This window comes from Actinomyces howellii (assembly GCF_900637165.1).
Classification (GTDB): domain Bacteria; phylum Actinomycetota; class Actinomycetes; order Actinomycetales; family Actinomycetaceae; genus Actinomyces; species Actinomyces howellii.
On the sequence record NZ_LR134350.1, the window covers coordinates 805,330 to 830,659 of the forward strand.

At 70.9% G+C, this 25,330-nt stretch carries 22 protein-coding genes and 5 pseudogenes; 6 read left to right on the forward strand and 21 right to left on the reverse strand.

All coding sequences use genetic code 11. From position 1 onward, the window contains the following. The first annotated feature begins 14 nt into the window (after nt 1-14). Both EL245_RS03375 and EL245_RS03380 read left to right on the forward strand, forming a co-directional pair. Entirely contained in the window at nt 15-953 is a 939-nt protein-coding gene (locus EL245_RS03375) for an ABC transporter ATP-binding protein (RefSeq protein WP_126383960.1), read from the forward strand. Further along, nucleotides 950-2,584, forward strand: a complete 1,635-nt coding sequence (locus EL245_RS03380; RefSeq protein ID WP_126381863.1) for a Tat pathway signal protein — start codon at nt 950-952, stop codon at nt 2,582-2,584. Before EL245_RS03375 ends, EL245_RS03380 begins: the two co-directional genes overlap by 4 nt. Before the next feature lie 83 nt (nt 2,585-2,667). Here EL245_RS03380 and EL245_RS03385 read toward each other — a convergent pair whose 3' ends face one another. The 4 genes from EL245_RS03385 to EL245_RS03400 all read right to left on the reverse strand — a co-directional run bounded on the left by EL245_RS03385 (nt 2,668) and on the right by EL245_RS03400 (nt 6,094). Further along, a complete protein-coding gene (locus tag EL245_RS03385) occupies nt 2,668-3,531 on the reverse strand; it encodes an amino acid ABC transporter permease (RefSeq protein WP_126381864.1) in 864 nt (287 codons plus the stop codon). After that, the gene (locus EL245_RS03390; RefSeq protein WP_126381865.1) at nt 3,528-4,184 is read right to left on the reverse strand and encodes an amino acid ABC transporter permease; all 657 of its coding nucleotides are present in this window, start codon (nt 4,182-4,184) and stop codon (nt 3,528-3,530) included. The genes EL245_RS03385 and EL245_RS03390 overlap by 4 nt, the downstream gene beginning before the upstream one ends. An 80-nt stretch (nt 4,185-4,264) precedes the next feature. Further along, the gene (locus EL245_RS03395; protein ID WP_126381866.1) at nt 4,265-5,221 is read right to left on the reverse strand and encodes a glutamate ABC transporter substrate-binding protein; all 957 of its coding nucleotides are present in this window, start codon (nt 5,219-5,221) and stop codon (nt 4,265-4,267) included. A 147-nt stretch (nt 5,222-5,368) separates the two neighbouring features. Further along, nucleotides 5,369-6,094 carry an amino acid ABC transporter ATP-binding protein gene (locus EL245_RS03400; RefSeq protein WP_126383963.1) on the reverse strand — a complete coding sequence of 242 codons (726 nt, stop codon included), beginning with the start codon at nt 6,092-6,094 and terminating at the stop codon, nt 5,369-5,371. A gap of 325 nt (nt 6,095-6,419) precedes the next feature. Between EL245_RS03400 and EL245_RS03405 the strand changes: the two genes are divergently transcribed. After that, nucleotides 6,420-7,049 (forward strand): HAD family hydrolase, encoded by a 630-nt coding sequence (locus EL245_RS03405; RefSeq protein ID WP_126381867.1) that lies wholly within the window; start codon nt 6,420-6,422, stop codon nt 7,047-7,049. Between the two features lie 16 nt (nt 7,050-7,065). On the opposite strand, the gene EL245_RS03410 is transcribed toward EL245_RS03405, so the two are convergent. The 15 genes and pseudogenes from EL245_RS03410 to EL245_RS03475 all read right to left on the reverse strand — a co-directional run. Further along, nucleotides 7,066-7,935, reverse strand: coding sequence for a TrmH family RNA methyltransferase (locus EL245_RS03410; RefSeq protein ID WP_126381868.1), 870 nt, complete (start codon nt 7,933-7,935; stop codon nt 7,066-7,068). 9 nt (nt 7,936-7,944) lie between these two features. Then, complete coding sequence (locus tag EL245_RS03415) at nt 7,945-8,820, reverse strand: sirohydrochlorin chelatase (protein WP_126381869.1); 876 nt, start codon at nt 8,818-8,820, stop codon at nt 7,945-7,947. Then, a complete protein-coding gene (locus tag EL245_RS03420; RefSeq protein WP_126381870.1) occupies nt 8,817-9,704 on the reverse strand; it encodes a sulfite exporter TauE/SafE family protein in 888 nt (295 codons plus the stop codon). Before EL245_RS03420 ends, EL245_RS03415 begins: the two co-directional genes overlap by 4 nt. A 36-nt stretch (nt 9,705-9,740) precedes the next feature. Further along, nucleotides 9,741-10,463 (reverse strand): uroporphyrinogen-III C-methyltransferase, encoded by a 723-nt coding sequence (cobA, locus tag EL245_RS03425; RefSeq protein WP_126381871.1) that lies wholly within the window; start codon nt 10,461-10,463, stop codon nt 9,741-9,743. After that, on the reverse strand, nt 10,460-11,755 hold the full coding sequence (locus EL245_RS03430) for a sulfate adenylyltransferase subunit 1 (protein WP_126381872.1): 1,296 nt from the start codon (nt 11,753-11,755) through the stop codon (nt 10,460-10,462). Before EL245_RS03430 ends, cobA begins: the two co-directional genes overlap by 4 nt. Further along, nucleotides 11,755-12,723, reverse strand: coding sequence for a sulfate adenylyltransferase subunit CysD (gene cysD, locus EL245_RS03435; protein ID WP_126381873.1), 969 nt, complete (start codon nt 12,721-12,723; stop codon nt 11,755-11,757). Before cysD ends, EL245_RS03430 begins: the two co-directional genes overlap by 1 nt. Continuing rightward, nucleotides 12,720-13,517, reverse strand: coding sequence for a phosphoadenylyl-sulfate reductase (locus EL245_RS03440; protein ID WP_126381874.1), 798 nt, complete (start codon nt 13,515-13,517; stop codon nt 12,720-12,722). The genes cysD and EL245_RS03440 overlap by 4 nt, the downstream gene beginning before the upstream one ends. Then, a complete protein-coding gene (locus EL245_RS03445; RefSeq protein ID WP_126381875.1) occupies nt 13,514-15,262 on the reverse strand; it encodes a nitrite/sulfite reductase in 1,749 nt (582 codons plus the stop codon). The genes EL245_RS03440 and EL245_RS03445 overlap by 4 nt, the downstream gene beginning before the upstream one ends. Nucleotides 15,263-15,640: 378 nt before the next feature. Then, nucleotides 15,641-17,239 carry a diguanylate cyclase gene (locus EL245_RS03450; RefSeq protein ID WP_126381876.1) on the reverse strand — a complete coding sequence of 533 codons (1,599 nt, stop codon included), beginning with the start codon at nt 17,237-17,239 and terminating at the stop codon, nt 15,641-15,643. Nucleotides 17,240-17,397: 158 nt separating this feature from the next. Further along, on the reverse strand, nt 17,398-17,778 hold the full coding sequence (gene rplT / locus EL245_RS03455; protein ID WP_126381877.1) for a 50S ribosomal protein L20: 381 nt from the start codon (nt 17,776-17,778) through the stop codon (nt 17,398-17,400). A gap of 28 nt (nt 17,779-17,806) precedes the next feature. After that, nucleotides 17,807-18,001, reverse strand: coding sequence for a 50S ribosomal protein L35 (gene rpmI, locus EL245_RS03460; protein WP_126381878.1), 195 nt, complete (start codon nt 17,999-18,001; stop codon nt 17,807-17,809). 98 nt (nt 18,002-18,099) lie between these two features. Next, nucleotides 18,100-18,759 carry a translation initiation factor IF-3 gene (gene infC, locus EL245_RS03465; protein ID WP_126381879.1) on the reverse strand — a complete coding sequence of 220 codons (660 nt, stop codon included), beginning with the start codon at nt 18,757-18,759 and terminating at the stop codon, nt 18,100-18,102. Nucleotides 18,760-19,915: 1,156 nt separating this feature from the next. After that, nucleotides 19,916-20,113 (reverse strand): annotated as a pseudogene (locus EL245_RS13565) (hypothetical protein); the annotation flags it as partial. Between the two features lie 41 nt (nt 20,114-20,154). Continuing rightward, nucleotides 20,155-21,320, reverse strand: a protein-coding gene (locus tag EL245_RS03470) for an IS3 family transposase (protein ID WP_126381880.1) whose coding sequence is annotated in 2 segments (ribosomal slippage) — nt 20,155-21,074 and nt 21,074-21,320 — 1,167 coding nt in all. Because the reading frame shifts where the segments join, the coding sequence is not laid out codon by codon here. Continuing rightward, a pseudogene (locus tag EL245_RS03475) lies at nt 21,271-22,062 on the reverse strand (IS30 family transposase); the annotation flags it as partial. The pseudogene EL245_RS03475 and the gene EL245_RS03470, both read right to left, overlap by 50 nt. Before the next feature lie 55 nt (nt 22,063-22,117). On the opposite strand from EL245_RS03475, the pseudogene EL245_RS03480 reads away from it, so the two are divergent. Further along, nucleotides 22,118-22,624: pseudogene (locus tag EL245_RS03480) on the forward strand (transposase); the annotation flags it as partial. Between the two features lie 28 nt (nt 22,625-22,652). On the opposite strand, the gene EL245_RS03485 reads toward EL245_RS03480, so the two are convergent. After that, nucleotides 22,653-23,999, reverse strand: coding sequence for an IS256 family transposase (locus EL245_RS03485; RefSeq protein ID WP_164719441.1), 1,347 nt, complete (start codon nt 23,997-23,999; stop codon nt 22,653-22,655). Between the two features lie 40 nt (nt 24,000-24,039). On the opposite strand from EL245_RS03485, the pseudogene EL245_RS03490 reads away from it, so the two are divergent. Continuing rightward, nucleotides 24,040-24,456: pseudogene (locus EL245_RS03490) on the forward strand (transposase); the annotation flags it as partial. Nucleotides 24,457-24,488: 32 nt separating this feature from the next. Then, nucleotides 24,489-24,803 (forward strand): annotated as a pseudogene (locus tag EL245_RS03495) (transposase); the annotation flags it as partial. Here EL245_RS03495 and EL245_RS13980 read toward each other — a convergent pair. Then, nucleotides 24,787-25,005 (reverse strand): helix-turn-helix domain-containing protein, encoded by a 219-nt coding sequence (locus EL245_RS13980; RefSeq protein ID WP_164719449.1) that lies wholly within the window; start codon nt 25,003-25,005, stop codon nt 24,787-24,789. The pseudogene EL245_RS03495 and the gene EL245_RS13980 overlap by 17 nt on opposite strands. Between the last annotated feature and the right edge of the window lie 325 nt (nt 25,006-25,330).

Here is a 25,330-nt window from a genome sequence, read left to right on the forward strand (position 1 = left end):
CCAGCGCAGGACCGATGACGGCGCCGCCCGCGCCCACCGGGACCGGGCCACGGAACGCGGACGCACCCATCCGGGTCCGCGGCCTGGTCAAGCGCTTCGGGCGCCTGACCGCCCTGGACGGGCTCGACCTCGAGGTCGCCCCCGGCTCCGTCCACGGGTTCCTCGGCCCCAACGGGGCGGGCAAGTCCACGACCATCCGCATCCTGCTGGGGCTGTTCCGGCCCGACGCCGGAGACGTCCGCGTACTCGGACGCCGACCGGGCCGGGACTCCAGCGCGATCAACCGGGAGGTGTCCTACGTGGCCGGTGACGTCGCCCTGTGGCCCGACCTCACCGGCGGCCAGGTCCTCGACGCCCTGGCTGGCCTGCGCGGCAGCCGGGACGCTGCCCGCGAGCGCGAGCTCATCGAGCGCTTCGAGCTCGACCCCACCAAGCGCGTGCGCACCTACTCCAAGGGCAACCGCCAGAAGGTGGCCCTCGTCGCGGCGCTGGCCGCCCCCACGCGCCTGCTCATCCTCGATGAGCCCACCTCGGGCCTCGACCCGCTCATGGAGCGGGTGTTCACCGAGGAGATCGCCGAGGCCGCCGCCGACGGGCGCACGGTGCTGCTGTCGAGCCACATCCTCGACGAGGTCCAGCGCCTGTGCTCGGCGGTGACGATCGTCAAGGCCGGACGGGTCGTTGAGAGCGGTGACCTGAGCACCTTGCGGTCACTGTCCGAGAACCGCATCGAGGCCGGCGGCGAGGCAGGCGTCCTCGCGCGGGCCCGCGGCGACCTGGAGGGTCTGGGCATGCGAGTCGAGACCGGCCGGGAGCGCATCGTCGTTCAGGTGCCCGCGCCGCGGGTGCCCGACGTCCTGGGCGTGCTGGCCGCGCACCGGCTCATCGCGGTGACCTGTGAGCCGGCGAGCCTGGAGGACCTGTTCCTGCGCCACTACGAGGCGACCTCATGAGCGCCGCCGGAGCTCCTGTGTCCGGTTGGCGGGCTGAGACGGCCGGAACGGTCGCCGCGCTGCGGCTGACGGCCAGGAGAGTGAGGCTGACGGTCCTGGCCTGGACCGTGCCGCTGTGGGGCCTGACCGCCGCAGCACCCAGCTACGGGGAGGTCTACCCGTCCCTGGAGTCGCGGGCGGCCCTCATCGAGGGGATGCGGGCCTCACCGGGGACACGCCTTCTGTACGGAGTCCTGCCCCTGCCGGGCACCGTGGGCCAGCTCACCCAGTGGGAGATCGGCACCTATCTGCTCGTGTGCGCCGGGCTCATGTCCGTCCTCCTCACCTGCCGGGTCCTGCGCGCCGACGAGGAGCGGGGTCTGACCGAGACGCTGCGCGCTGCCGGAGCCGGGCGCGCCGTGCCCTTCCTCGCCCCGATGGTCATCGTGTGCGGTGCGGTGGGACTGCTGGCCGCCGGCGTCGGTGGGATCCTGTCGGTCCTGGCCGGCTCCGTCGAGGAGCTGACGAGCTGCGGGGCCTGGGCCCTGGCGGGGAGCGTGGCGGTGACAGGATGGGCCTTCGCCTGCCTGACCGCACTGGCCTGCCAGCTGGCGCGCAGCGCGGCAGGCGCGCGCACCCTGGCCCTGGTGGCGCTCGGCACCTCCTTCGCGCTGCGGGTGGCGGCCGACGAGACCACAGCAGCCTGGTTGCGGTGGGTCTCTCCCCTGGCCTGGCGTGACCTCGTCCAGCCCTACACCCACGACCGTGTCGCTCCGGTGGTCCTGTGCGCGGTCGTGAGCCTGGCGGTGGGTGCCGTGGCCGCGGTCGCCTACGCGGGCCGGGAGCACCTGGGTGGCTACCTGCCGGACCTGTCAGCCAGCCGGCGACGGTGGCGGGTGCGGGGGCACGCGGGTCTTCTCACGCGGCTCACGGTGGCCTCGGCGGTGGGATGGGCAGCCGCCGTGGCTGCCGTGTCGGCGCTGTTCGGCGCCATGTCCGGGTCCATCACCGACCTGCTGGAGCCTGGCTCACCGACCGCCGCCTACGTCGACAAGATGGCCGCGGGCAGTGCGGTCGTCCAGTTCATGTCCTTGCTCACCGTCTTCACCGTGCTCCTCGTGGTCGTGGCGGCAGTGCAGCGTGCCACCTCCCTGGCCGCCAGTGAGCGCGACGGGTACACCGAGGCCGAGGCGGCGGCCGGAGTGAGTCGCACGGGGCTGTTCCTGACCCAGGCGGCTGCGGCCCTCGGACAGGGGGCGGTGCTCCTCGTCCTGGCCGGGGCGGTGCTGGCCGGGGTCACCTCCACCCAGCTGACGGCGGACCACGCGGTGGCGCGGGCCTTCGTCCTGACCGTCTCCCAGCTTCCGGGGCTCGTGGCCGCGGTCGGGATCGCCCTGGCCCTCGTGGGCCTGGCACCACGACGGGTGGCTCTCGCGTGGGCGGTCGTGTCCTGGAGCGCCTTCGCACAGCTCATGGGCGGAATCGTCGAGCTGCCCTCCTGGGCTCAGGACCTCAGCGTCCTGGGCCACCAGGTCGACGTCGTCGGTCGGGTCAGCTGGACGCCCGTGGCCGTCCAGGCAGCGGTCGGCGTCGTCGGCCTCCTCGTGGGCCTGGCCGCCTACCGGCGCCGCGACCTGGGCGGGGCGGGCTGAGCCGAGTCGACGCGGACGCCGCGGACGCCGCGGACCGCCCGCTCCCCGCACGGCAGGCTCTGCGACCGACGTCGCGAGTCGTGTCAGCGGGTGCGGGCCTCGATACGGCGGGCCAGGGCCCCCAAGGACCAGTTGAGGCCGATGTAGAGCAGCGCCACGATGATGTAGACGGGCAGGTAGACGTCGAGGAGCACCGTGGCCTTGGCGCTGGACTCCAGGAGCCGAGCGGCGTACATGAGCTCGGCGTATGCAACGACGTAGCCCAGGGAGGAGTTCTTCAGGATGACGACGAGCTGGGTGATGAGGGTGGGCAGCATGATCCTGAGCGCCTGCGGGGCGAGCACGAGACGCATCGTCTGCCCGCGGCTCAGTCCCAGGGCCAGGGATGCCTCGCTCTGCCCTCGGTCCAGGGAGAGCACCCCTGAGCGGAAGACCTCGGCGGTGGTGGCCGAGGTGCACATGACGATGGGCACCGACAGCATCCAGAACGGGGAGAGGGTCAGGCCCCAGCGGGGGACCACGAGGAGGAAGAAGTAGATGAGCAGGAGCATGGGGATCGCGCGCATGGCGTCGATCCAGGCTCCCACGACCACCTTGCCGACCCGACCGGCTCCCAGCCGAGCCCAGCCCAGGACGACGCCCAGGGGGAAGGACAGCACGGCGCTGGCGGCGGTGACAGTCAGCGTGTCGCGCAGGGCCCGGCCCAGGTAGCGGACGACCGACTGGCCAGCGAAGTATCGCCACTTGGGGTAGTCGAGCTGGCCGGTCTGGGCGAGCTGGGCCAGGGCGGCGGCGACCGCGGCGGCCAGGAGCACCGTGACCAGGACCGACACGATGAGGATGCGGCGCCTGGCCCGCGGACCCGGAGCGTCGAAGAGCAGGGCCGAGTCGGTGGGCCCGGTCGAGCGCGCCCGACGGGTCACGAGCCGGGTCGAGGCCATCGTCATGCCTGTGCCTCCCGTCCCGAGGCCAGACGGTGCTCGAGAGCTCCCCCGACCTTCGTGGCCGCGAAGGCGATGGCGAGGTAGGTCAGGCCCGAGGTGAGGAAGGTGATGACGGCCTCGGCGTACTGGCGGTTGAGGGACTGGGTGACGCTGGTCAGCTCGGGCACGCCGATGGCAGCCGCCAGGGCCGAGCCGATGAGGCAGGAGATGAAGATGTTGACCAGCGGCTGGACGGTGCGAGCCAGGGCCTGGGGCAGGACGATGCGGGTGATGGTCATCGAGAAGGGCATGCCCAGCGCCCGGGAGGCCTCGATCTGCCCCTTGGGCACCGAGTTGACCCCTGAGCGGACCGTCTCGCACACGAAGCCCGAGGCGGAGAAGGTCAGGGACCCGATCGCGGCCCCCAGCAGCGACACGGGCACCCCCGCCCGGGGTAGGGCGAAGGCAGCCAGGATCATGAGGCACAGCAGCGGGATGTTGCAGGCGACGGTCACCCAGGCGGCGCCCACCAGGCGCAGCGGCGGGACGGGGCTGACGCGGAACACCGCCATGACGGTGCCCAGCACGAGCGCACCGGCGTAGGCGGTCAGGGCGATGAGCAGGGTCGTGGCCAGTCCCTGCCCGAGCAGGTCGAGGTTGTCGGTGAGGACCGTCATGAGGCTCCTGGGGTCGTGTAGGTGACAGGGCGGGCCCGACCGCCCGGCCCCCGCTGGGGGCCGGGCGGTCGGAGGCCGGGTCAGGCGGTCTCGGAGCCGGGGACCGAGCCGACGGCGGGAGGCTCGGGAGCCGACCCTCCCAGGATCGTGCCGATCGTGGCCTGCCAGATGGAGTCCCAGGTGCCGTCGGCGGCGATCTCCTCGAGGAAGGTGTTGACGAAGGCCTGGGCGTCGGAGTCCTTGGGCAGGCCGATCCCGTAGGGGTCGTCGGTGAAGGGGTCCCCGACGATCTTGAGCGCGTCGTTGCTCACGATCTCAGACAGCGCCAGCGCCTGGTCGACGACATAGGCCTCGACCTGCCCCGCGGTCAGGGCGGCCACGCAGGCCGAGTGGGTCTCGAAGGGCACGGGCTGCGCCCCCGGGGTCTTGTCCGCCAGGGCGTCAGCGGAGGTCGAGTTGGACTGGACGGCGACCTTCTTGCCGTCCAGGGACTCCACCCCGGTGATCTCGCTGTTGTCGGAGGTGACCATGACAATCTGCCCCGAGGAGTAGTAGGGGCCGGCGAAGGAGATCTTCTCGGCCCGCTCGGGAGTGATCGTGTAGGTGGCGATGACGGCGTCGACGTTGCCGTTGATGAGGAAGGTCTCGCGGGTGTCAGAGGAGACCTGGGTGACCTCGAGCAGGGAGGCGGGCGAGTCGCCCCCGATGATGTAGCGGGCCAGGGCCATGGCCAGGCCGGCGTCGAAGCCGGTCAGCTTGCCGGTGGCCGGGTCCTCGATGGAGAAGACCTGGGAGGTCTTCGTCCCGCCCGTGCGCAGCTTGCCCGTCGCCTTGACGGCTGAGGCCCAGGTCGAGGCGGCGACGGCCTCCTCAGAGGCCACCGGGCCGGAGGCGACGGCGGTGTCGAAGTCAACGCCCCCCGTCGCGGAGGACACGGCCTGGCCGTCGGCACCGGTGTCGGCGCAGGCCGCCAGGGCCAGGGCCACGGAGGCGGAGACCGAGGAGGTCAGGAGGAGTCGGCGGGACAGTGGCGCCATGGTGGTTCCTTTCACGGATCGGTGGACGGCCGGGGACCGCGCGGGTTGCGCGCTCAGTACGGCTGGTGGCAGGTCGGTGCGGGTCGGCGCAGGGCCGGGAACGCGGGTGGACTGGGTGTGGCTCGTCAGTGGCTCGTCAGTGGCTCGTCAGTGGCTGAGCACCTTGGACAGGAAGTCTCGGGCGCGCTCGGTGCGCGGGTGGGAGAAGAACTCCGCCGGGGCACCGGCCTCGACGATCTGGCCCGCGTCCATGAACACGACGCGGTCCGCGGCCGAGCGGGCGAAGCCCATCTCGTGGGTGACCACGAGCATCGTCATCCCGGAGGCCGCCAGGTCCTTGATGACGTCGAGGACCTCGTTGATCATCTCGGGGTCCAGGGCCGAGGTGGGCTCATCGAAGAGCATGACCTTCGGGTCCATGGCCAGCGCCCGGGCGATGGCCACGCGCTGGGCCTGTCCGCCCGAGAGCTGGGTCGGGCGCTTGGCGGCCTGGTCGGCCAGGCCCACGCGCTCAAGCAGGGACCTGGCCCGCTCCTGGGCGGCCGCCCGCTCGATACCGCGGACCTTGACCGGGGCCAAGGTGATGTTGTCCAGGACGCTCAGGTGGGGGAAGAGGTTGAAGGACTGGAAGACCATGCCGACCTCGGCGCGCAGGCGGGCGAGCTCCTTGCCCTCCTCGGGCAGGGGGACGCCGTCGACCTCGATCGTGCCCGAGTCGATGGTCTCGAGGCGGTTGATCGTGCGACACAGGGTGGACTTGCCCGAGCCCGAGGCCCCCACGACGGTGACGACCTCACCGCGGTGGATGTCGAGGGACACGTCGTCCAGGGCGGTGAAGTCCCCGAAGCGCTTGACCACGTGGCTGATGCGCACGAGGACCTCGGCGGAGACGTCCTGACCGCCGTCGGGCGGGCCTTCAGGGAGTCTGGGGTCACTGGCAGGCGGGGTTGGGGTGTGCACGAGCACCTCGTCTCGGTCGGGAGCGGATGGGTCGGAAGGCCGTCTCAGCGACAGCGACAGCAACACATCCAGGCGCGCACCGCGCTCCTCCTCGTCGTCATCCGGCGGCCGGGCGCCGCAGGCTCGTGCCCGAACCGTAACACCGCCCCGCACGCGATCGCAGCACGCGCCACCTGCCGAGACCACCGGGGCGTCGCACGCCCTCCCGCCCACGGACCCAGCCTGCGACAATAGTGCCATGAATCACATCATCTGGGACATGGGCGGCACCCTCGTCGACACCTACCCCGAGGTCGACCGCGCCCTGAGCGAGGCGGCCTTCGGCGACTGCGAGCCCGAGCACGTCCGGCACGTCACCTCCCTGACCCGCCGCTCGATCGCCCACGCCATCGAGTCCCTCAGCCGCGAGCGCGACCTCGACCCCGGCGTCATGGACAGCGCCTACACCGCCCTCAAGGAGCGATGGCGTCACCGGCCGGCGCCGGTCATGGACGGGGCCCGCCAGGTCATGGACAGGGTCCGCCGGCTCGGGGGGCTCAACCTCGTGGCCACCCACCGGGACCGGGTCAGCGCCACCCACCTGCTGCGGGCACTGGGCCTGAGGGTCGACGACATGGTCTGCGCCCCCGACGGCATCGAGCGCAAGCCGAGCCCGGCGATGAACCTCCTGCTCATCGAGCGCCACGGCCTGGACCCGGGCCAGGTGCTGTGCGTGGGAGACCGGGGCATCGACATCGCGGCGGCTAGGGCGGCGGGGACGGCTGCCGCTCTGCTCGTGCGCCCGGGCACCTCGGTGACCCTGCCTGACGACGCCCCGGGGGCCCTCGTCGTGGCCAGCCTGCGGGACCTGCTCGCCGTGCTGGGATGAGGCCGCCCGCGGGTCCTCAGCGCTGGGCGCGGGCCGAGGCGTAGAGGCAGATCGTCGCCGCGGTCGCGACGTTGAGGGACTCGGCGGCCCCGAAGATGGGGATGGAGACCACGGCGTCGGCCTGCTCGAGGGCCGTCGGGGCCAGGCCACGGGCCTCGTTGCCCAGCAGCCAGGCGCTGGGGGCCGCCAGGAGGTCGTCGGCGGTGAAGAGGTCGACCGGCCCGCCTCCGTCGGCGGCCAGAAGCGTCAGCCCGGCGGCCCGCAGCGCCCCCATGACCTCCTCCAGGCTGCCGCCGGTGAGCACCGGCAGGTGGAAGAGCGACCCCGCCGTCGAGCGCACCACCTTGGGGCTCGTGGCCTCCACCGATCCGCGGGCCAGGACCACGGCGTCGGCTCCCGCTGCGTCGGCGGCCCGGATGATCGTGCCGGCGTTGCCAGGGTCCTGGACCTCGGTGAGCACGGCGACGAGCCTGGCCCCGGCCAGGGCCTGCGACCAGTCCTCCACGGAGCCCGCCGTGGAGCCGCCAGCCGCCCCTCTGCCCCGCCCCGGGGCCGCGAGCGCACCGAGGCCCACGACAGCCAGCACCCCCTGGGCGTCGGCGCTCATCGCCGCCATGACCGGGGGGCTCACGAGGTGGGTGTGGATCCCGGACCGGCGGGCTTGGGACAGGATCTCCCGGTGGCGCTCGGCAGCGGCCTCGGTGAGATAGACGTCCAGGACGTGCTCGGGAGCGTGGCGCACGGCCTCGCGCACGCTCTGGGGGCCCTCGGCGAGAAAACGGCCGTGCCGCTCGCGCGCCTGGCGTCGGGCCAGCCCGGCCACCCGCGTGACCCGCGCGGAGCCGGGGTTGGACAGGACCTGTCGGGCCTCGGGGCGCGCGCTCATGGGCCGAGGCTACCCCTCCGGGGGCCGCGACCCCGTGAGCACGGCCGCCGCGCGGTACCCCTCGACGACCGCCTCGACGACCTCTGGGTGGGCGCCCAGGGGTGCCGTGACGACGTCGGCCCCCGCCGCGCCCAGCGCCTGCTGGAACACGCCGTCGGACAGCAGCAGGGAGCTGACCGCCACCCGCCGGTGCCCGCGGGAGCGCAGCAGGCTGACGGCGTCGACCACCCGGGGGCTGGCCGCCGACAGGTACCCCGGTTCCACCGTGCGGCCCAGACGTGCCTCCAGCGCTCGGGCCAGGTCCACGACCTCCTGGCGGGCTCCCGGGTCGGAGGAGCCTGCGGCGGCCAGGACGATCGCGTCGCAGGTCGCGGCCCCGGCCTGGTCGAGGCGGTCGCACAGGACCGGGACGAGGCGGGGTGATGAGCCCAGGTGGGGCACGATCTGGCCGCTTCCGTGGTCGCTCAGCTCCCGCGGGATGTCGACGCGGACGTGGTAGCCCCGCCCCAGGAACAGGGGCAGGACCACGGGGTCCGTGGAGCCCTCGAGAGCCTGGGCCGCCGAGGGGGTCATCTCGCGCAGGAAGCCCAGTGTGACCCGCGCCCCGTGCGAGCCCAGCCTGCGGGAGACCTGTCTCGTGATGGCCTCGGCCACGGCCCTGCCCTCCGGGTGGCCCGAGCCGTGGGCCAGGAGCACGAGGCTGCGCCCGGCCGGCACCGCGGGCTTGGACTCGTGCCGACGCGTCTGGAGGTGGGGCGAGCTCCGCTCCGCCCCGTGGCCGGCCAGGTGGGGCTCAGGACCGTGGGGCTCGGGGCCGTGGCCGCCCGAGGGCCTGGTCGGGATGCGGGGGGCGGGGCGCGGCGGGGCGGGGACACGAGCGGTCATGCGGCACCGACCTCCTCGACAATGGGGACCGACCGGCGCCGCAGGCTCACCAGGGTCCACACGACGACACCTGCCCACACGAGGCTGACGAGCAGGTAGGCGCCCTGGGAGACCTCGGTGCCGGCGTCGGCGGCCGACAGCAGCGTGCGCAGGTTGGTCAGGACGATGAGTCCGCCCACCCCGACTCCCAGGAGCCGGGCGGGAAGGCGTGAGACCGCCAGGGCCGCCAGCGGGGCGGCCACCACCCCGCCGGCCAGGAGGGCCAGGACGATACCCAGGTCGATGCCTGCGGTACCCAGGCCCAGGAGGAAGCCGGCGGAGGCCGAGACCGTCACGAGGAACTCCGAGGTGTCGACCGTGCCCACCGCCTTGCGCGGCTCGAGCCTGCCGGTGGTCAGCAGGGTGGTCGTGGCCACCGGCCCCCAGCCGCCGCCCCCGGTGGAGTCGACGAACCCGGCGACCAGACCGAGGGGGGCCAGGAATCCGGTGCGGGCCTGCGTGCGCGGCCTGACGGTGATCGGTCGCAGGTAGCGCACGATGATGTAGGCGCCCAGGACCAGCAGGATCGAGGCGGTCACCGGCTGGGCGGCCTCGGTGGACAGGTGGGACAGGACGGTGGCGCCCGCGAAGGCTCCGACCGCGCCGGGAAGCGCGAGGCGCACGGCCGTGGGCCAGTCGACGTTGCCCAGGCGCCAGTGGGAGACGCCCGACACGAGGGTCGTTCCCACCTCGGAGAGGTGGACGGAGGTCACGGCCAGGGCCGGGGACAGGCCGACGAGGAGCAGGAGGGTCGAGGAGGTCACGCCGTAGCCCATGCCGAGGGCCCCGTCGACGAGCTGTGCCCCGAATCCGACGATGGCGAGCTTGATGAGTTTGCGGTTCACGTGGATGCCTTCCGTAGGAGCGCCCGCGTGGGGCGCTCAGCCGTTCCAGTGGGGGCTGAGGGCGACGACGTCACCGAGGACGACGACGGCGGGGGGCCGTACGCCGGTGCGCTCGGCGACGTCGGGCAGACATCGCATCGGGGAGGTGGTGACCCGCTGTCCGGGAAGGAGCCCGTTCTCGATGACGGCGGCCGGGGTGAGCGGGTCCTTGCCCCGGTCGATGAGGGTCTCGACGACCGGGCGCAGGGTGGCCACGCCCATGAGGACCACGAGCGTGTGGTCCCCGCCCAGGGGGAGGTCTCCCACAGGGCCGTGCCCGTCCAGGACGGTGAAGGCTCGGGCGGTGCCGCGGTGGGTCAGGGGGATTCCCGCGGCGGCAGGCACCGCGACGGCGCTCGTGACCCCGGGGACGACGACAGGCTCGATCCCGGCGGCGCGGCAGGCCGCGACCTCCTCGCCGCCCCGCCCCAGGACGTAGGGGTCACCGCCCTTGAGGCGCACGACCCTGCGCCCGGCACGGGCCTGGTCGATGAGGATCTCGTTGATCTCGTCCTGGACGACACGGTGAAAGCCGTTCTCCTTGCCCACGTCGATGATCTCGGTGCCCGGAGGGACCGCGTCCCGGGGCGCCAGGCGGTCCAGGACGACGACGTCGGCCCGGTCCAGGGCCTGCCTGCCGGCCTGGGTGAGCAGCCCGGCGGGCCCGGGCCCGCCCCCGACGAGGGTGACCTCCCCGGGACCGGTCGGCGGCGCGCTCACGGTCTCTCCCCGGCGGGGGAGCGCAGTCTGGCCATGCCGGCGGCCAGGGTCGCGCCGTCGGCGGGATCGACGAGCAGGAAGGCTCCGCCGGCGCGCGAGGCGCCGTAGTCCTCCAGGGGCACCGGCTGGGCCAGGCGCAGGTGGACCCGACCGATGTCGTTGAGCGCGAGGGAGTCGGCCTCGACCTCAGTGAGGTCGTCGAGGTCGAGGCGCCCCAGGACCTGGGAGACGATGGCCTGCACGGTGCGCGCGCCGTGCTTGAGCAGGACCCGGGCGCGCGGGCGCAACGGGGACTCGGCCAGCCACGAGACGGTGGCCTCGAGCTCGCGCACCGGGACCGGGGCGTCCTGGGCGGCGGCGATGAGGTCGCCGCGGGCGATGTCGATGTCGTCGGCCAGACGCAGCGTGACGCTCTGACCGGCCACCGCCCGGGACAGGGGACGCTCAGCCAGGTCGATGTCGGTGACGGTCGAGCGTCGTCCCGAGGGCAGGACGACGACCTCGTCGCCGGGGCTGACGGCCCCTGCGCTGATCTGGCCCGCGTAGCCGCGGTAGTCCTGGAGGCGTGGGTCCAGGGCGGCGGACTGGGGCCGGATGACGGTCTGGACCGGCAGCCGCAGCCCCGTCCCGTCCGGTGCGCTGCCCGGGCTGGAGACCTCGGCGGGCAGCTGCTCAAGAAGCTCCAGGAGGGTGGGGCCGGTGTAGTAGGGGGTCGAGGCCGAGTGCTCCACGACGTTGTCCCCCAGGAGCGCCGAGGTGGGGATCGTGTGCACCCGGGCGACACCCAGTGCCGCCGCGATCCGCTCGAGCTGGGCCGAGATGGTCTCGAAGACCTCCTGGGAGAAGTCGACGAGGTCGATCTTGTTGACCGCCACGACCACCGAGGGCACCCGCAGGAGAGCGGCGACGGCCAGGTGCCGCCGCGTCTGCTCCAGGACGCCGTGACGGGCGTCGACGAGCAGGACGACGACGTCGGCGGTCGAGGAGCCGGTGACCGTGTTGCGGGTGTACTGCACGTGCCCGGGGCAGTCGGCCAGGATGAAGGATCGGCGCGCGGTGGCGAAGTACCGGTAGGCGACGTCGATGGTGATGCCCTGCTCCCGCTCGGCCCGCAGGCCGTCAGTGAGCAGCGCCAGGTCCGCGCCGTCCAGGCCGCGCTCGGCGCTGACCCGCTCGACGGCCGCGAGCTGGTCGATGAGCACCGACTTGGAGTCGTACAGGAGCCTTCCGACGAGCGTCGACTTTCCGTCGTCGACGCTGCCTGCGGTGGCCAGTCTCAGCAGAGTGGTCATCAGAAGTAGCCCTCCTTCTTGCGGTCCTCCATGGCGGCCTCGGAGAGCCGGTCGTCGGCGCGGGTGGCGCCGCGCTCGGTGAGTGTGGAGGCCGCCACCTCCACGACGACGTCGTGGATGGTCGCCGCGCTCGACTCGACGGCTCCGGTGCACGACATGTCACCGACCGTCCGGTAGCGCACGGTGCGCGTGAGGACCTGCTCGCCGGGGCGCGGGGCAGTGACCTCGGAGACGGCGAGCCACATGCCGTCGCGCTCGAAGACCTGCCGCTCGTGGGCGTAGTAGAGGCTGGGCAGCTCGATGCCCTCGCGCTCGATGTAGCTCCACACGTCGAGCTCGGTCCAGTTCGACAGGGGGAAGACACGCACGTGCTCCCCCGGGGCGTGCCGGGGGTTGAACAGGTTCCACAGCTCGGGGCGCTGGTTGCGCGGGTCCCACTGTCCGAAGGCGTCACGCAGGGAGACCACCCGCTCCTTGGCGCGGGCCTTCTCCTCGTCGCGCCGCCCGCCGCCGAACACGCCGTCGAAGCGGCCCTGCTCGATGGCGTCGAGCAGGGGCAGGGTCTGCAGGGGGTTGCGCGTCCCGTCGGGGCGCTCGCGCAGGCGCCCGTCGTCGATGTAGTCCTGCACCTTGGCCACGACGAGCCGCAGGCCCAGGCGCTCGACGGTGGCGTCCCGGTAGGCCAGGACCTCGGGGAAGTTGTGCCCGGTGTCGACGTGCAGGACCGGGAAGGGGATGGGCGCCGGCCAGAAGGCCTTGGCCGCCAGGTGGAGCATGACCACAGAGTCCTTGCCCCCGGAGAACAGCAGGACCGGGCGCTCGACCTCGGCGGTCACCTCTCGGATGATGAGGATCGCCTCGGACTCCAGCACGTCGAGGTCCGACAGGGGCTCGACGGCGGGTGGCGCGGCGGTCGGGCCGGGGATGGCGGGGAGCGGGGCGACGGGGGCGGTGTCGAGGAGGGTCATAGGTGGATTCCGCATTCTGTCTTGGCGAATCCGGCCCATCGGCCGGAACGGGGGTCGTCACCGGGCGCGACGCGCCGAGTGCAGGGCTGGCAGCCGATGGACGGGTAGCCGTCGGCCAGCAGCGGGTTGACCACGACTCGGTGCTTCTCGGCGTAGGCCAGGAGGTCGTCGAGGGTCCACGCCGCCAGCGGGTTGATCTTGACCAGGTTGCGTGAGGAGTCCCAGGTCACGAGCGGGGTGTGCGTCCGGGTGGCGGCGTCCTCCCGGCGCACCCCGGTGACCCACGCCTCGTAGCCGGTCAGCGCACGCTGGAGGGGCTCGACCTTGCGCAGCGCGCAGCAGCGCGTGGGGTCCCTCTCGTAGAGGCGCGGGCCCCAGGCGGCGTCCTGCTCCTCGAGGCTCAGCGCGGGCAGGACGTCGACGACGCGCACCTCGAGGCTGGCGGCCACGGCGTCCCGGGTGCCGTAGGTCTCCGGGAAGTGGTACCCGGTGTCGAGGAACAGCACGTCGACGCCGGGGACCTGGCGCGCCACGAGGTGGGGCAGGACGGCGTCGGCCATGGAGCAGGCCACGGCCAGCGTGCCGGGGAAGGTCCGGGCGGCCCAGGCGATGACCTCCTCCGCGCTCGCCTCCGGGCCCGAGCCCTCACCTCCCAGGTACCTGGCCGCGTCCTCGACGAGGGCCTGGAGCTCCTCGGCCGGGCGCAGGGCCCGGGGGGCGCCCGGGCTCTCGGTCCCCGGGACGCTCGGGGCGGTCTGGTGGGTCTGCTGGGTCTGCTGGGTCTGCTGGGTCATACGAGCGTCTCCTCCTCGGCTCGGTGCGCCCACTGGGCGAAGGTCTCGCCGTCCCGGCGGGCGGCGACGAATCGGCGGGTGATCCGCTCGACGTAGTCGGCCACGCCGTCGGCGGGCACCTTGAGCCCCCGGACGGTGCGGCCCAGACCCGCCTCCTCCCGCCCGGAGTCGGCCAGGCCGCCACCGAGGTGGACCTGGAATCCCGGCACCTGGGCCCCGTCGACGGTGATGATCTGTCCCTTGAGACCGATGTCGGCGATCTGGATCCTCGCGCAGGAGTTGGGGCAGCCGTTGACGTTGAGGCTCAGGGGACGGTCCAGGTCGAGGTCGGCCAGGCGCTCGTCGAGCTCGGCGGCCACGCGGGAGGCGAGGTCCTTGGTCTCGACGATCGCGAACTTGCAGAACTCGATGCCCGTGCACGCCAGGGTGGCCCGTCTGAACGGACGCGGCCTGACCTGAAGGTCGAGCTCCTCCAGGCCGGCGACGAGCTCGTCGACCTTGTCCGCCTCGACGTCGAGGATGAGCAGGTTCTGCAGCGGGGTGAAGCGGATCCTGTCGCTGCCGACGCTGCGGGCGAGCCGGGCCACGGCGCTCAGGCGCCTCCCACCGATCCTGCCCACTCCCGGTGAGGCCCCGATGAAGAAGAGGCCGTCCTTCTGCTCGTGGACGCCCAGGTGGTCGGCGCGCGCGGCGGTCGAGCGCGGGGCGGGCCCGTCGGGGAGCTCGTAGCCGAGGTACTCGTCCTGGAGGACCTGACGGAAGCGCTGGGGCCCCCACTCGGCCAGGAGGAACTTCATCCGTGCCTTGGCGCGCAGGCGCCGGTAGCCGTAGTCCCGGAAGATCCTGATCGTGGCGTACCAGACCTCGGCGGCCTGCTCGGCGGTGACGAAGGCGCCCAGCCTCTCCCCCAGGCGCGGCGCGGTCGACAGCGCGCCGCCGACCCACAGGTCGTATCCGGGTCCGAGCTCGGGGTGGACGACTCCCACCAGGGAGATGTCGTTGATCTCGTGGACGATGTCGAGGCTGGGGTGTCCGGTGATCGCCGTCTTGAACTTGCGCGGCAGGTTGGCCAGCTCGGGATCGCCGATGTAGGTGCGTCTGATGGCCTCGGCCACCGGCGTCGGGTCGATGATCTCGTCGGCCGCGATACCCGCCACCGGGCTGAGCAGGAAGGCGCGCGGGGTGTCCCCCGCCGAGACGATGGTCGACAGGCCCACGGCCTCGAGGCGGCGCCAGATCTCGGGCAGGTCCTCGACCCTGATCCAGTGGAACTGGATGTTCTGACGGTCGGTGATGTCGGCTGTGTCCCGCCCGAAGGTGGTGGAGATCTCCCCCAGGGTCTCGACCTGCTCGGCCGACAGGACGGCTCCGTCGATCCTCACGCGCTGCATGAAGTAGGAGTCCTCGAGCTCAGTGACGTCGAGCTGGGCGGTGCGGCCCCCGTCGATGCCCGGCTTGCGCTGGGTGTACAGGCCCCACCACCGCAGCCGCACATGGAGGTCGTCGGGGTCGATGGAGTCGAAGCCCTCCAGCGCGTAGCGCTCCTCCACCCGCCGACGCACCTCGAGCGGCGGGCTGAGCTGCTTGACCTCCTCATTGGGGTTGAGGGGCTTGCGCCCGTCCACGGCCCACTGACCGTTGGAACGACCGGCCCGCGGAGGGCGCACAGGGCGCTGGGAGGACCGCTGGGGCTGCCGGTCGGTCGGGGTCGTCGGGGCTTGGGCTGTCACGGATGTCTCGCTCATCGCTTCCTCAGTGGTGGGAGGTTGTGAGCGTCCGGAGAGCCGATGTCAGGCTGTGTCCCGATCGAGGCTGGACCCGTGGTGCGCCGAGTGGTTCGGCCGCCGTGCCTCCGGACGCGGTGCGCCGGAGCCTCCGAGGGATGATGCGTCTCGGAGCGTCAGGCGCCGGTCAGGCCTGACAACACATGGAGCACAGGACGCGCAGTGCGCCGAGGCGGGCAGATACCGCCGGGCGGGTTGCGAGATCCTGGGTCACGCCGTCAACCTAGGCCGTCGCCTGCTGCGGGGTCAACTGCGGCGGGGCCGTGTCCGCATCTCGGACACGACCCCGCCGGTCACGGCTCGGCCTGTGAGCACCTGTTGACACCTGTCGAGGTGGCCTCAGCCCTCCTCCGCGCCGGTGTAGGCCTCGAGCTCCTCGTGCAGGACCCGGAAGCCGGCGTCGAAGGCCTCCTTGTCGAAGGGCAGCTCGAGCCCGCGGCACTCCGCGGCCAAGGCGGCCATCGGTCCTGCCTCGGGGAAGCCCTGCTGCGCCAGGGCCTCGACCCGCGCGACCACCGCCGCGCAGCCCTCGTCGGAGGCAGCGACCTCGCCCTCGACCTCGTCCTCGGGCTCGCCGGCGGCGTCGTCGGAGGCAGCGGCCTCGTCCTCGACCTCGTCCTCGGGCTCGCCGGCGGCCTGATCGTCATCGGCCTGATCGCCAGCCGAGCCCCGGTCACCCTGCTCGGAGGCCGTGGCCTCCGCGGACTCCTGGGCGGGCTCGTCGGCGACGTCGTCGGAGGCGGCCTCGTCGTCGACGGGCTCGGAAGAAGGCTCGAGGAGCACGGCGCCCTCGTCGCGCAGGGTGCGCACCCACCGGTCCAGGGGGCGCTGGGTGGAGTCGAGGTCCTTGACCAGGGCACGGGTGTGGACATCGAGCTCGGCCACCCCGCTGCGCACCGCCTCGCTCGTCTCCGACAGGTTCCCCGTGCCCTCCTCCAGCGCCCGGCACAGCAGCGTCATGGAGGCCAGGGCGTCCTCCTCGCCGTCGTGGACCGCCGAGGCGGCGAAGCGCCCCACCATGAGGGTGAGAAGCCGCATCTGAGAGGCCAGGAAGCGCAGGCGGATGACCTGGCGGCTCAGCTCGTCCATCTCCGCGGGCAGGGACGCGAGGATGTCGACGGCCCTGCTCAGCGCCGTCGAGACCCGCTCGCTCGTACGCGGCGCCGAGGAGTCGGCGTCCGGGCTGCCGACCGAGGAGACTCCGGCGATGACCTCACGGGCCCGACGGGACATGTCGTCCATCTCCGAGGCCCGCGCGTCCAGGGCCCCCAGGAGGCGGCTGTACTCGTCGAGCTGGCGCACCAGGGCGTCGGAGTCGCGTTCGACGGTGCGCACGACCTCGAGGATCCTGCTCAGCGGGCCCGTTGCCTCAGGGGTCTCGGGCACACGCACCCCCGCACCCAGCAGAAGCTGGAGCTCGGTGGGCAGCAGCGCCTGGGTCATGTCGTACAACGAGCCGAAGCCCAGCGGCGCGATGGCCGCTGCCAGCTCACCCGCACCGTAGACACCGACCTCGTAGCGGGAGGCGCCCTCGCCCGCGACCCGTCGCTCCTCGGCGCGCACCGTCTCGTAGACCGACTCCACAAGCGTGCGGACCTCGTCGTTCTGCGGCTTCATGCGCACCGACAGGAAGTCCTCACCGACGGGGACCACGACTGCGAAGACACGGTAGTCCAGGTCGTCGTTGGCCTTGTTGACGACGTAGGCGCACACCGGCAGGCCCTGGAACAGGTCGTCCCACATGAGCTTGAAGACGCCTGCCGGCATCGTCTCGTGGCGGATGAGGTTGTGCGGCGCCCCGATGAGCTCATCGCGCCCGAAGGCGGACAGCTGGACGAAGGTGGAGTTCGACCGCGTGATGACGCCCTTGGCGTCGGTGACCGAGAAGAAGATGTCCTCCGGGTCGAAGAAGCGCTCGTTGCCGACGACGTGCTCCATACTTTCCTCTCAGGGACGGTGAATGAGCAGGGCCCCGTCAACCGTCACGGCACGGACGGTACGACAAGCGCCCCGGTCCCGTGGGCGGGGCCGAGGCACAAGTCTTGACTAGGACGATGGTCCGGCGCAAGGTCACGCGCCGGTTACGATCGACTCACTCAGGCGCGGGGGGCGTTGACATCCTCCGGCAGGGCCTTGCGAGCCACGTCGACAAGAGCCGAGAAGGCGGCGGGCTCGTTGACGGCCAGCTCGGCCAGCATGCGACGGTCGACCTCGACCCCGGCCAGGCCGAGGCCCTGGATGAACCGGTTGTAGGTCATGCCCTCCGCACGGGCGGCGGCGTTGATGCGCTGGATCCACAGGCGACGGAAGTCGCCCTTGCGGGCGCGACGGTCGCGGAAGGCGTAGACGCCGGAGTGGGTGACCTGCTCCTTGGCCTTGCGGTAGAGGCGCGAGCGCTGCCCGCGGTAGCCCGAGGCGCGGTCGAGGACGGTACGACGCTTCTTCTGGGCGTTGATAGCCCGCTTCACACGTGCCATGTGATGACTCCTTGAGGTGGTGGGGCGCTCAGCGACCGAGCAGCTTCTTGGCCTGACGACGGTCCGCCCTGGAGACCGGCTGGTCCAGGGCGAGCTTGCGCTTGCGGCGGGAGGACTTGCCCTCGAGCAGGTGGCGCTTGTTGGCCTGCTCACGCATGAGCTTGCCGCTGCCGGTGACCCGGAAGCGCTTCTTGGCACCGGAGTGCGTCTTGTTCTTCGGCATTCTCGATTTCCTCTTCTCGGCCCTGGCCTGGACGGCCCGGGCTGCGGACCCCGCACGGTCTGCCGCGGGGTGGGTGATGGTCTGAGCGCCCGGAGGGCTCAGCCCTGGGTCTGATCCGGCGCGGCCTGGTCGTCCTGCGGATCGCGCTCCTCCGGCTGGGGCTTCCTCGTCCGGTGGGAGTGCTTCTCCGCCCGGCGGCTGGCCCGGGCCTCCTCACGACGGCGGCGCTGGTCGGACTTAACCTCCGCCTTCTTGCGGGTGGGGGCCAGGACCATGACCATGTTCCGGCCGTCCTGGCGCGGGTGGGACTCGATGGTGCCCAGCTCGGACATCTCCTCGGCCACGCGCTGGAGCAGCCTGATGCCCAGCTCTGGGCGGGACTGCTCACGACCGCGGAAGCGGACGATGCACTTGACCTTGTCCCCGCCCTTGAGGAAGCGCTCGACGTGGCCCATCTTCGTGGCGTAGTCGTGCTCATCGATCTTGGGGCGGAACTGGATCTCCTTGAGCTGGGTGTTCGCCTGGTTCCTCCTGGCGTCGCGCGCCTTCATGGCCGACTCGTACTTGAACTTGCCGTAGTCCATGAGCTTGCACACCGGAGGGCGCGCGTCAGGCGCGACCTCGACGAGGTCGAGATTGGCCTCCTCGGCCAGGCGCAGGGCGTCCTCGAGGCGGACGACGCCGACCTGCTCGCCGCTGGGGCCGACCAGGCGCACCTCTGGGACGCGGATCCGTTCGTTGATACGGGGCTCGCTGATGACTGTTCCTCACTCTTGGTGACGGTGGCCGCCACGACGAGGAGGGCCCCCGCCGCGGTACGCGCGCGAAGGCCCCACATGTGCTCGCCCGAGCGCGGTCGCGCACAGGGGCACGACCGCCGAGGATCACTCCTCGCATGACCCGGCCCCTGACTCGGGACCCAGGTGGGATCTCTCCGCTTTGCGAGCCGGAGACAGACTCCGGCCGGTCGGTTGAGAACCCTAGCAGGTCGCGCGCCCTCCCGACAGCCCAGCGCCTTCGACCGCGCAGTGACCCTGCCCACCCCTCCGCGAGATCGGGACTTATGGCACCTCGAGATCGGGACAAATGGCACCTCGAGATCGGGACTAATGACACCTCGAGATCGGGACATATGACACCTCGAGATCGGGGGAAGTGGTACATCGGGCTGGTCTTCTCGCCGAGCCCCCCGCCTGGGCGTCCAGCACTTCCCTTCGTCGACCGGTCATGTGACTGTCGACCGTCTACGTGACAGCGAAAGCCCGGTCGAAAGTTACATGACCGGTCGAGGGACACATGACCGGTCGAGGGTGGCCGGGGTGTGCGGGGACGGGGTGTGTGCCCTGTCAGCCGTGGTACTCGGCCCTGGGCCGGGTCGGGACCGGGCTGGTCGGCGTTGGCCAGACCGGGGCCGGATCGGGGTCGGGCCGGGGCCGGGCCGGGTCCGGGTTGGTTAGCGTCGGCCGGGCCGGGGCTGGTCCGGGGTCGGGGCGCGCTCCCCGCGGTTGGGTGTGCTGGTGGGGGCGGCGAGGTGGTACACACATCAACTACCCTCGCGGCCCAGGTGGATGCCTGTGATTGAGCCGAACAATGATCGTCTTGTAGCAGGCGGAGCGGGTGTCTGTGTGCGTCGAGGGGGTCGTTGCACATCTCAGGGCCCCCCGACCGTCCCCGCGATGGGGGCCGGTCGGGGGGATCGGCGCGATTCCACGGTTTCTCCCCGCCGACCCCCGGCCACTACACGCCTGTTCTGTGCATCACACCCGGGTGGGGGCGCCAGCCACGCCCCGGACGCCCCGGCTGACCGTCACGCCAGGGCGCCAACCCGTCAACCCGCGCCGGCCCGTCGATCCACGCCGGCCACGCCGTCGATCGGGCCCTTCCGCCCGCACCTGCCGGAACCAGTAGGTGGTTTCAGGTGGTGAGTGCAATGGTGGTGTCGTGTTCTGTTTTCTGCAGGAGCCTGTTGAAGGCTTCTGCGGGTGTGGCCCAGTCTAGGGTCTGGCGGGGGCGGGTGTTGAGGAGGTGCTGGGCCTGTTCGAAGGCGTGGAGGGGGTAGGTCGACAGGTCGGTGCCTTTGGGGAAGAACTCGCGGATCAGGCCGTTGGTGTTTGGAGTGCTGGGTGTTTTTCGGACTGTGTGTTTTTGGTGTGTCAGGCCGCTTGTCTGCGGCCTAGGTGCTCGCCTTCGACCTCGTTGGGGGTGCGGTAGCCGAGGGTCGAGTGGAGACGTGTCTGATTGTATGTCAGCTCAATCCATGAGGCAATGTCGCTCACTGCCTTCCTACGTGTAGGGTACACCATGCGGTGGACCCTCTCGTTCTTAAGAGTCGCGTTGAATGACTCCGCCCAGGCATTGTCCCAGCACACCCCGGTGCGCCCGACGGACAGCCGTATGCCATACTTCCTCAGGTGGTCGGAGAACTGCTGAGAGGTGTACTGGCTGCCTCTGTCGGAGTGGAATATGGTTACCCCTCTCTTGTGGGGGCACCTGCGTACCGCCATGTCGATAGCGTCACGGACGAGGTCGGTGCGCATGTGGTCGGCCATCGCGTAACCGACTACCTTCCTCGTGCAGCAGTCCAGCACCGTTGCGAGATACACGAACCCAGCCCACGTGCGGATACAGGTGATGTCACCTACCCATTTGATTCCGGGTTTCTCGGCCGTGAAGTCACGGCGCACGAGGTCGGGACGCTCGCCCAGGTCACGGGCCGGGACGGTGGTACGGACCTTCCGGCGCGGTTGCGCGGCTCTCAGGCCCTGGGCGCGCATGACCGCACGCACAGTGTCCTGGCAGGTTGACACGCCTTGACGTCGCAGGGCTGCCGCGATGCGCCGGTACCCGTAGGCGCCGTGGGAGGCCTCGAACTCGGCCCGCACAAGAACCGCCAGCTCCTCCCGTCTCCTGATACGACTCGACTCAGCCCGCTCGCGCCAGGAGTAGTACCCGGACCTGGACACCCCGGCCCAGCGGCACATGGAGGCAACAGGGTATCTGCCTTCCTCGCGGTTGATGAGCTTGTACTTGTCGCTCACCGCTGTTCCTGCGCGAAGAAGGCCGCCGCTTTTTTCAGGAACTCGTTCTCCTGGCGCAGCTCGCAGTTCTCCGCTCTGAGCCTGGCTATCTGCGCGGACTCTGCGACTGCTTCACTTTCCTCCTGGCTGGAGTGCTCCTTCCTGTACCTCGCGACCCAGTTCCCCACCGTCTGGGGCACCAGGTCGTAGGAGGCCGCGACCGACGCGATCGTCCGGTCCTTCTCGACGACCTCACGCACAACCTGCGCCTTGAACTCGTCCGAGTACTTCGCCCTTGACATGGCTCCATCCTATCGAATCAGAAGAGAGACGAAAATCTCCCCTGTCCGAGAAACGCCACTCACCCCAGTTCTCGTTGGTTCCTCGTTGCCAGGGGCTGTGGGGGTCGCAGAAGTACACCTCGAGGTTGGTGGCGGTCCTGAAGCGGGCGACCTGGGCCATCTCGCCGCCCTGGTCCCAGGTCAGGGACCGGGCCATGGAGCGGGGCAGGCCCTTGATCATGGTCTCCAGCACCGTGGCCACGGTGGTGGCGGTGTGGTCGGTCAGCAGCGGGGCGATCAGGACCAGGCGGGTGGTGCGTTCGACCAGGGTGATCATCGCGGTGCGGTTGCCCGCGCCCATGACCAGGTCGCCCTCCCAGTGGCCTGGCACGGCCCGGTCGGCGACCTGGGCCGGGCGGGTGCTGATACGCGCGTCGGCCAGCCAGGGCCTGGAGGCCAGGGGCCCGGCCAGGGCCGAGCGTGGCACGCGCCGACTCCGCCCGGTACGCAGCCTGTAGTGACGGCCCAGCTCGGCGCGCAGCGTCCCTCGGCCCTGGACGTACAGGGACTGGTAGATCGTCTCGTGGCTCACACGAAGATCATCGCGCTCGGGGTGGTCCGCAGCCAGACGGCGGCTGATCTGCTGGGGCGACCACCGCTGTCTCAGGCCCTGGACCACCAGGGCCCGCAGCTGGTCGTTGGAGTCCAGCACACGCGCCTTGGGCCGTGCCCTGGCGGCCCGGGCCTGGGCGTGGCGGGCCTGGGGGTCGTAGGCCGGGCGTGTTCAATGGTCTGTGTAAGCCCTCTTTGAAGGACTGATGACTGTGACTGATGAGAAGACTGGTCCTGCTGGTGGGCGGGGCGTGGTTGAGGATCTTGTTGCCTCGGGTGGCTTGGACGGGTTGTTCGAGCGGATCGACTCGGGTGAGGTGGGGTTGACGGGCGCCGACGGGCTGCTGCCGGCCCTGCTCAAGGAGGCCCTGGAGCGGGGTCTGCAGGCTGAGCTGACGGAGCATCTTGGCTACGACAAGGGCGAGCAGGCGCCGGTGGCTCGTGGCAACGCCCGCAACGGCACCACGGTCAAGACGATCAGCTCTGAGGTCGGCTCGTTCGAGATCGAGGTCCCCCGCGACAGGGCCGGCAGCTTCACGCCGCGGCTGGTCAGGAAGGGGCAGCGGCGGATGGACGGTCTGGACTCGATGATCATCAGCCTGTACGCCGGTGGTATGACGGTGCGCGAGATCCGCCACCACCTGGAGTCCACGCTCGGTGTGGAGCTGTCGGTGGGGACGATCAGCAGGATCACGGACGCCGTGGCCGGGGCCTGTCAAGTTTTTTGTGTAAGCGGGTTGTTCAGAGGTGGGGGTTGATTCGGTCGGGGTAGGCGGTGGCGAGCTGGGCGAGGGCTTGTTTCCAGTTGGTGGTGATCCGGCCCTCGACCACGCGTGGCTTGGCCTTGCGCTTGTCCGCGGGCAGGTTCCTGTCCTTGTCGCGTTCTCGTGCCCGCTTGTCCTCGATGTTGCAGATCGCCAGCCACAGCAGCTTGACAGCGGCCTCGTCGCTGGGGAAGTGGCCCCGGTTCTTGGAGATCTTGCGTAGCTGGTAGTTGAGCGACTCGATGCTGTTGGTCGTGTAGATGACCCGGCGCAGCATCGGCGGGAACGCCAGGAACGGGGTGAAACGCTCCCACGCCCTGTCCCAGGTCGCCACCGTCTCGGGGTACTTGTCCCCCAGGGGAGAGCTGCTGAAGGCCGCCAGGGCCTCCAGGGCGGCCTCCTCACTGGGGGCGGCGTAGACCTGCTTGAGAGCAGCGGCGACCTTCTTACGGTCCTGGTAGGCCACGAACCTCATGGAGGCACGGATCAGGTGCACCACGCAGGTCTGGACCATGGAGTCGGGCCAGGTCGCCTCGATCGCCTCGGGCAGGCCGGTCAGCCCGTCACAGCACACGATCAGCACGTCCTTGACGCCCCTGTTGGCCAGCTCGGCGCACACGTGCGCCCAGAACGAGGCGCCCTCCTCGGCCTGGACCCAGATACCCAGGACGTGCTTGATCCCGTCCATGTCCACACCCACGGCGATGTGGGCCGAGCGGGTGGTGACCCTGTGGTCGACGCGGACCTTGACGCGGATCGCGTCGAGGTAGACCACCGGGTAGAACTCCTCCAGCGGGCGGCGCTGCCAGTCCAGGACCGCCTCGGCCACGGCGTCCGTGATCCTGCTGATCGTCCCCACCGACAGCTCCACACCGAGCGTGGACTCCAGGTGGTGGCGGATCTCGCGCACCGTCATACCACCGGCGTACAGGCTGATGATCATCGAGTCCAGACCGTCCATCCGCCGCTGCCCCTTCCTGACCAGCCGCGGCGTGAAGCTGCCGGCCCTGTCGCGGGGGACCTCGATCTCGAACGAGCCGACCTCAGAGCTGATCGTCTTGACCGTGGTGCCGTTGCGGGCGTTGCCACGAGCCACCGGCGCCTGCTCGCCCTTGTCGTAGCCAAGATGCTCCGTCAGCTCAGCCTGCAGACCCCGCTCCAGGGCCTCCTTGAGCAGGGCCGGCAGCAGCCCGTCGGCGCCCGTCAACCCCACCTCACCCGAGTCGATCCGCTCGAACAACCCGTCCAAGCCACCCGAGGCAACAAGATCCTCAACCACGCCCCGCCCACCAGCAGGACCAGTCTTCTCATCAGTCACAGTCATCAGTCCTTCAAGAGGCTTACACAGACCATGAACACGCCCCGCCCTGGAGGCCCTGGCGGCCTTCAGCAGCTCTCCCCTGGGGGACAAGTACCCCGAGACGGTGGCGACCTGGGACAGGGCGTGGGAGCGTTTCACCCCGTTCCTGGCGTTCCCGCCGATGCTGCGCCGGGTCATCTACACGACCAACAGCATCGAGTCGCTCAACTACCAGCTACGCAAGATCTCCAAGAACCGGGGCCACTTCCCCAGCGACGAGGCCGCTGTCAAGCTGCTGTGGCTGGCGATCTGCAACATCGAGGACAAGCGGGCACGAGAACGCGACAAGGACAGGAACCTGCCCGCGGACAAGCGCAAGGCCAAGCCACGCGTGGTCGAGGGCCGGATCACCACCAACTGGAAACAAGCCCTCGCCCAGCTCGCCACCGCCTACCCCGACCGAATCAACCCCCACCTCTGAACAACCCGCTTACACAAAAAACTTGACAGGCCCTGGCGTTCCCGCCGATGCTGCGCCGGGTCATCTACACGACCAACAGCATCGAGTCGCTCAACTACCAGCTACGCAAGATCTCCAAGAACCGGGGCCACTTCCCCAGCGACGAGGCCGCTGTCAAGCTGCTGTGGCTGGCGATCTGCAACATCGAGGACAAGCGGGCACGAGAACGCGACAAGGACAGGAACCTGCCCGCGGACAAGCGCAAGGCCAAGCCACGCGTGGTCGAGGGCCGGATCACCACCAACTGGAAACAAGCCCTCGCCCAGCTCGCCACCGCCTACCCCGACCGAATCAACCCCCACCTCTGAACAACCCGCTTACACAAAAAACTTGACAGGCCCCGTAGGCCTGCCGGCCCCCGCCGGCAGCGACCTCGCGGCTGACCGTGGAGACAGCCACCCCCAGGAACCGGGCGATCGAGGCCAGGGAATCACCCCTGGCCAGGCCCGCAGCGATCGCGCCGCGCCCCTGAGCCCCCAGACGCCTGCCGTGCCCGGTACCCCGGACCATCACCTCGAACCCGTCCCCCGACCCGCCCCGACCACGCCCAGCAGGCCTGGTCGTCCCGACCATCCCGCCCTCCCTGGCCCCGTGCCGCATCCTCATACCCCACAGCCTGCACCAGTCCGACACCGTGGACTGAGGCACCGAGAAACAAGCCCCCGCCTCGCGAGCCAACCAACCCGACTCGATCAGCTCCCGCACACCATCGCGAACCACACCAGGCCACACCCCACGCACCACAACCAGCCCCTCTCCCAAGCACCACCCATTGCACTCACCCCCTGAAACCACCCCACTTCTCCCGAACTCGAGGTGCCATTTGTCCCGATCT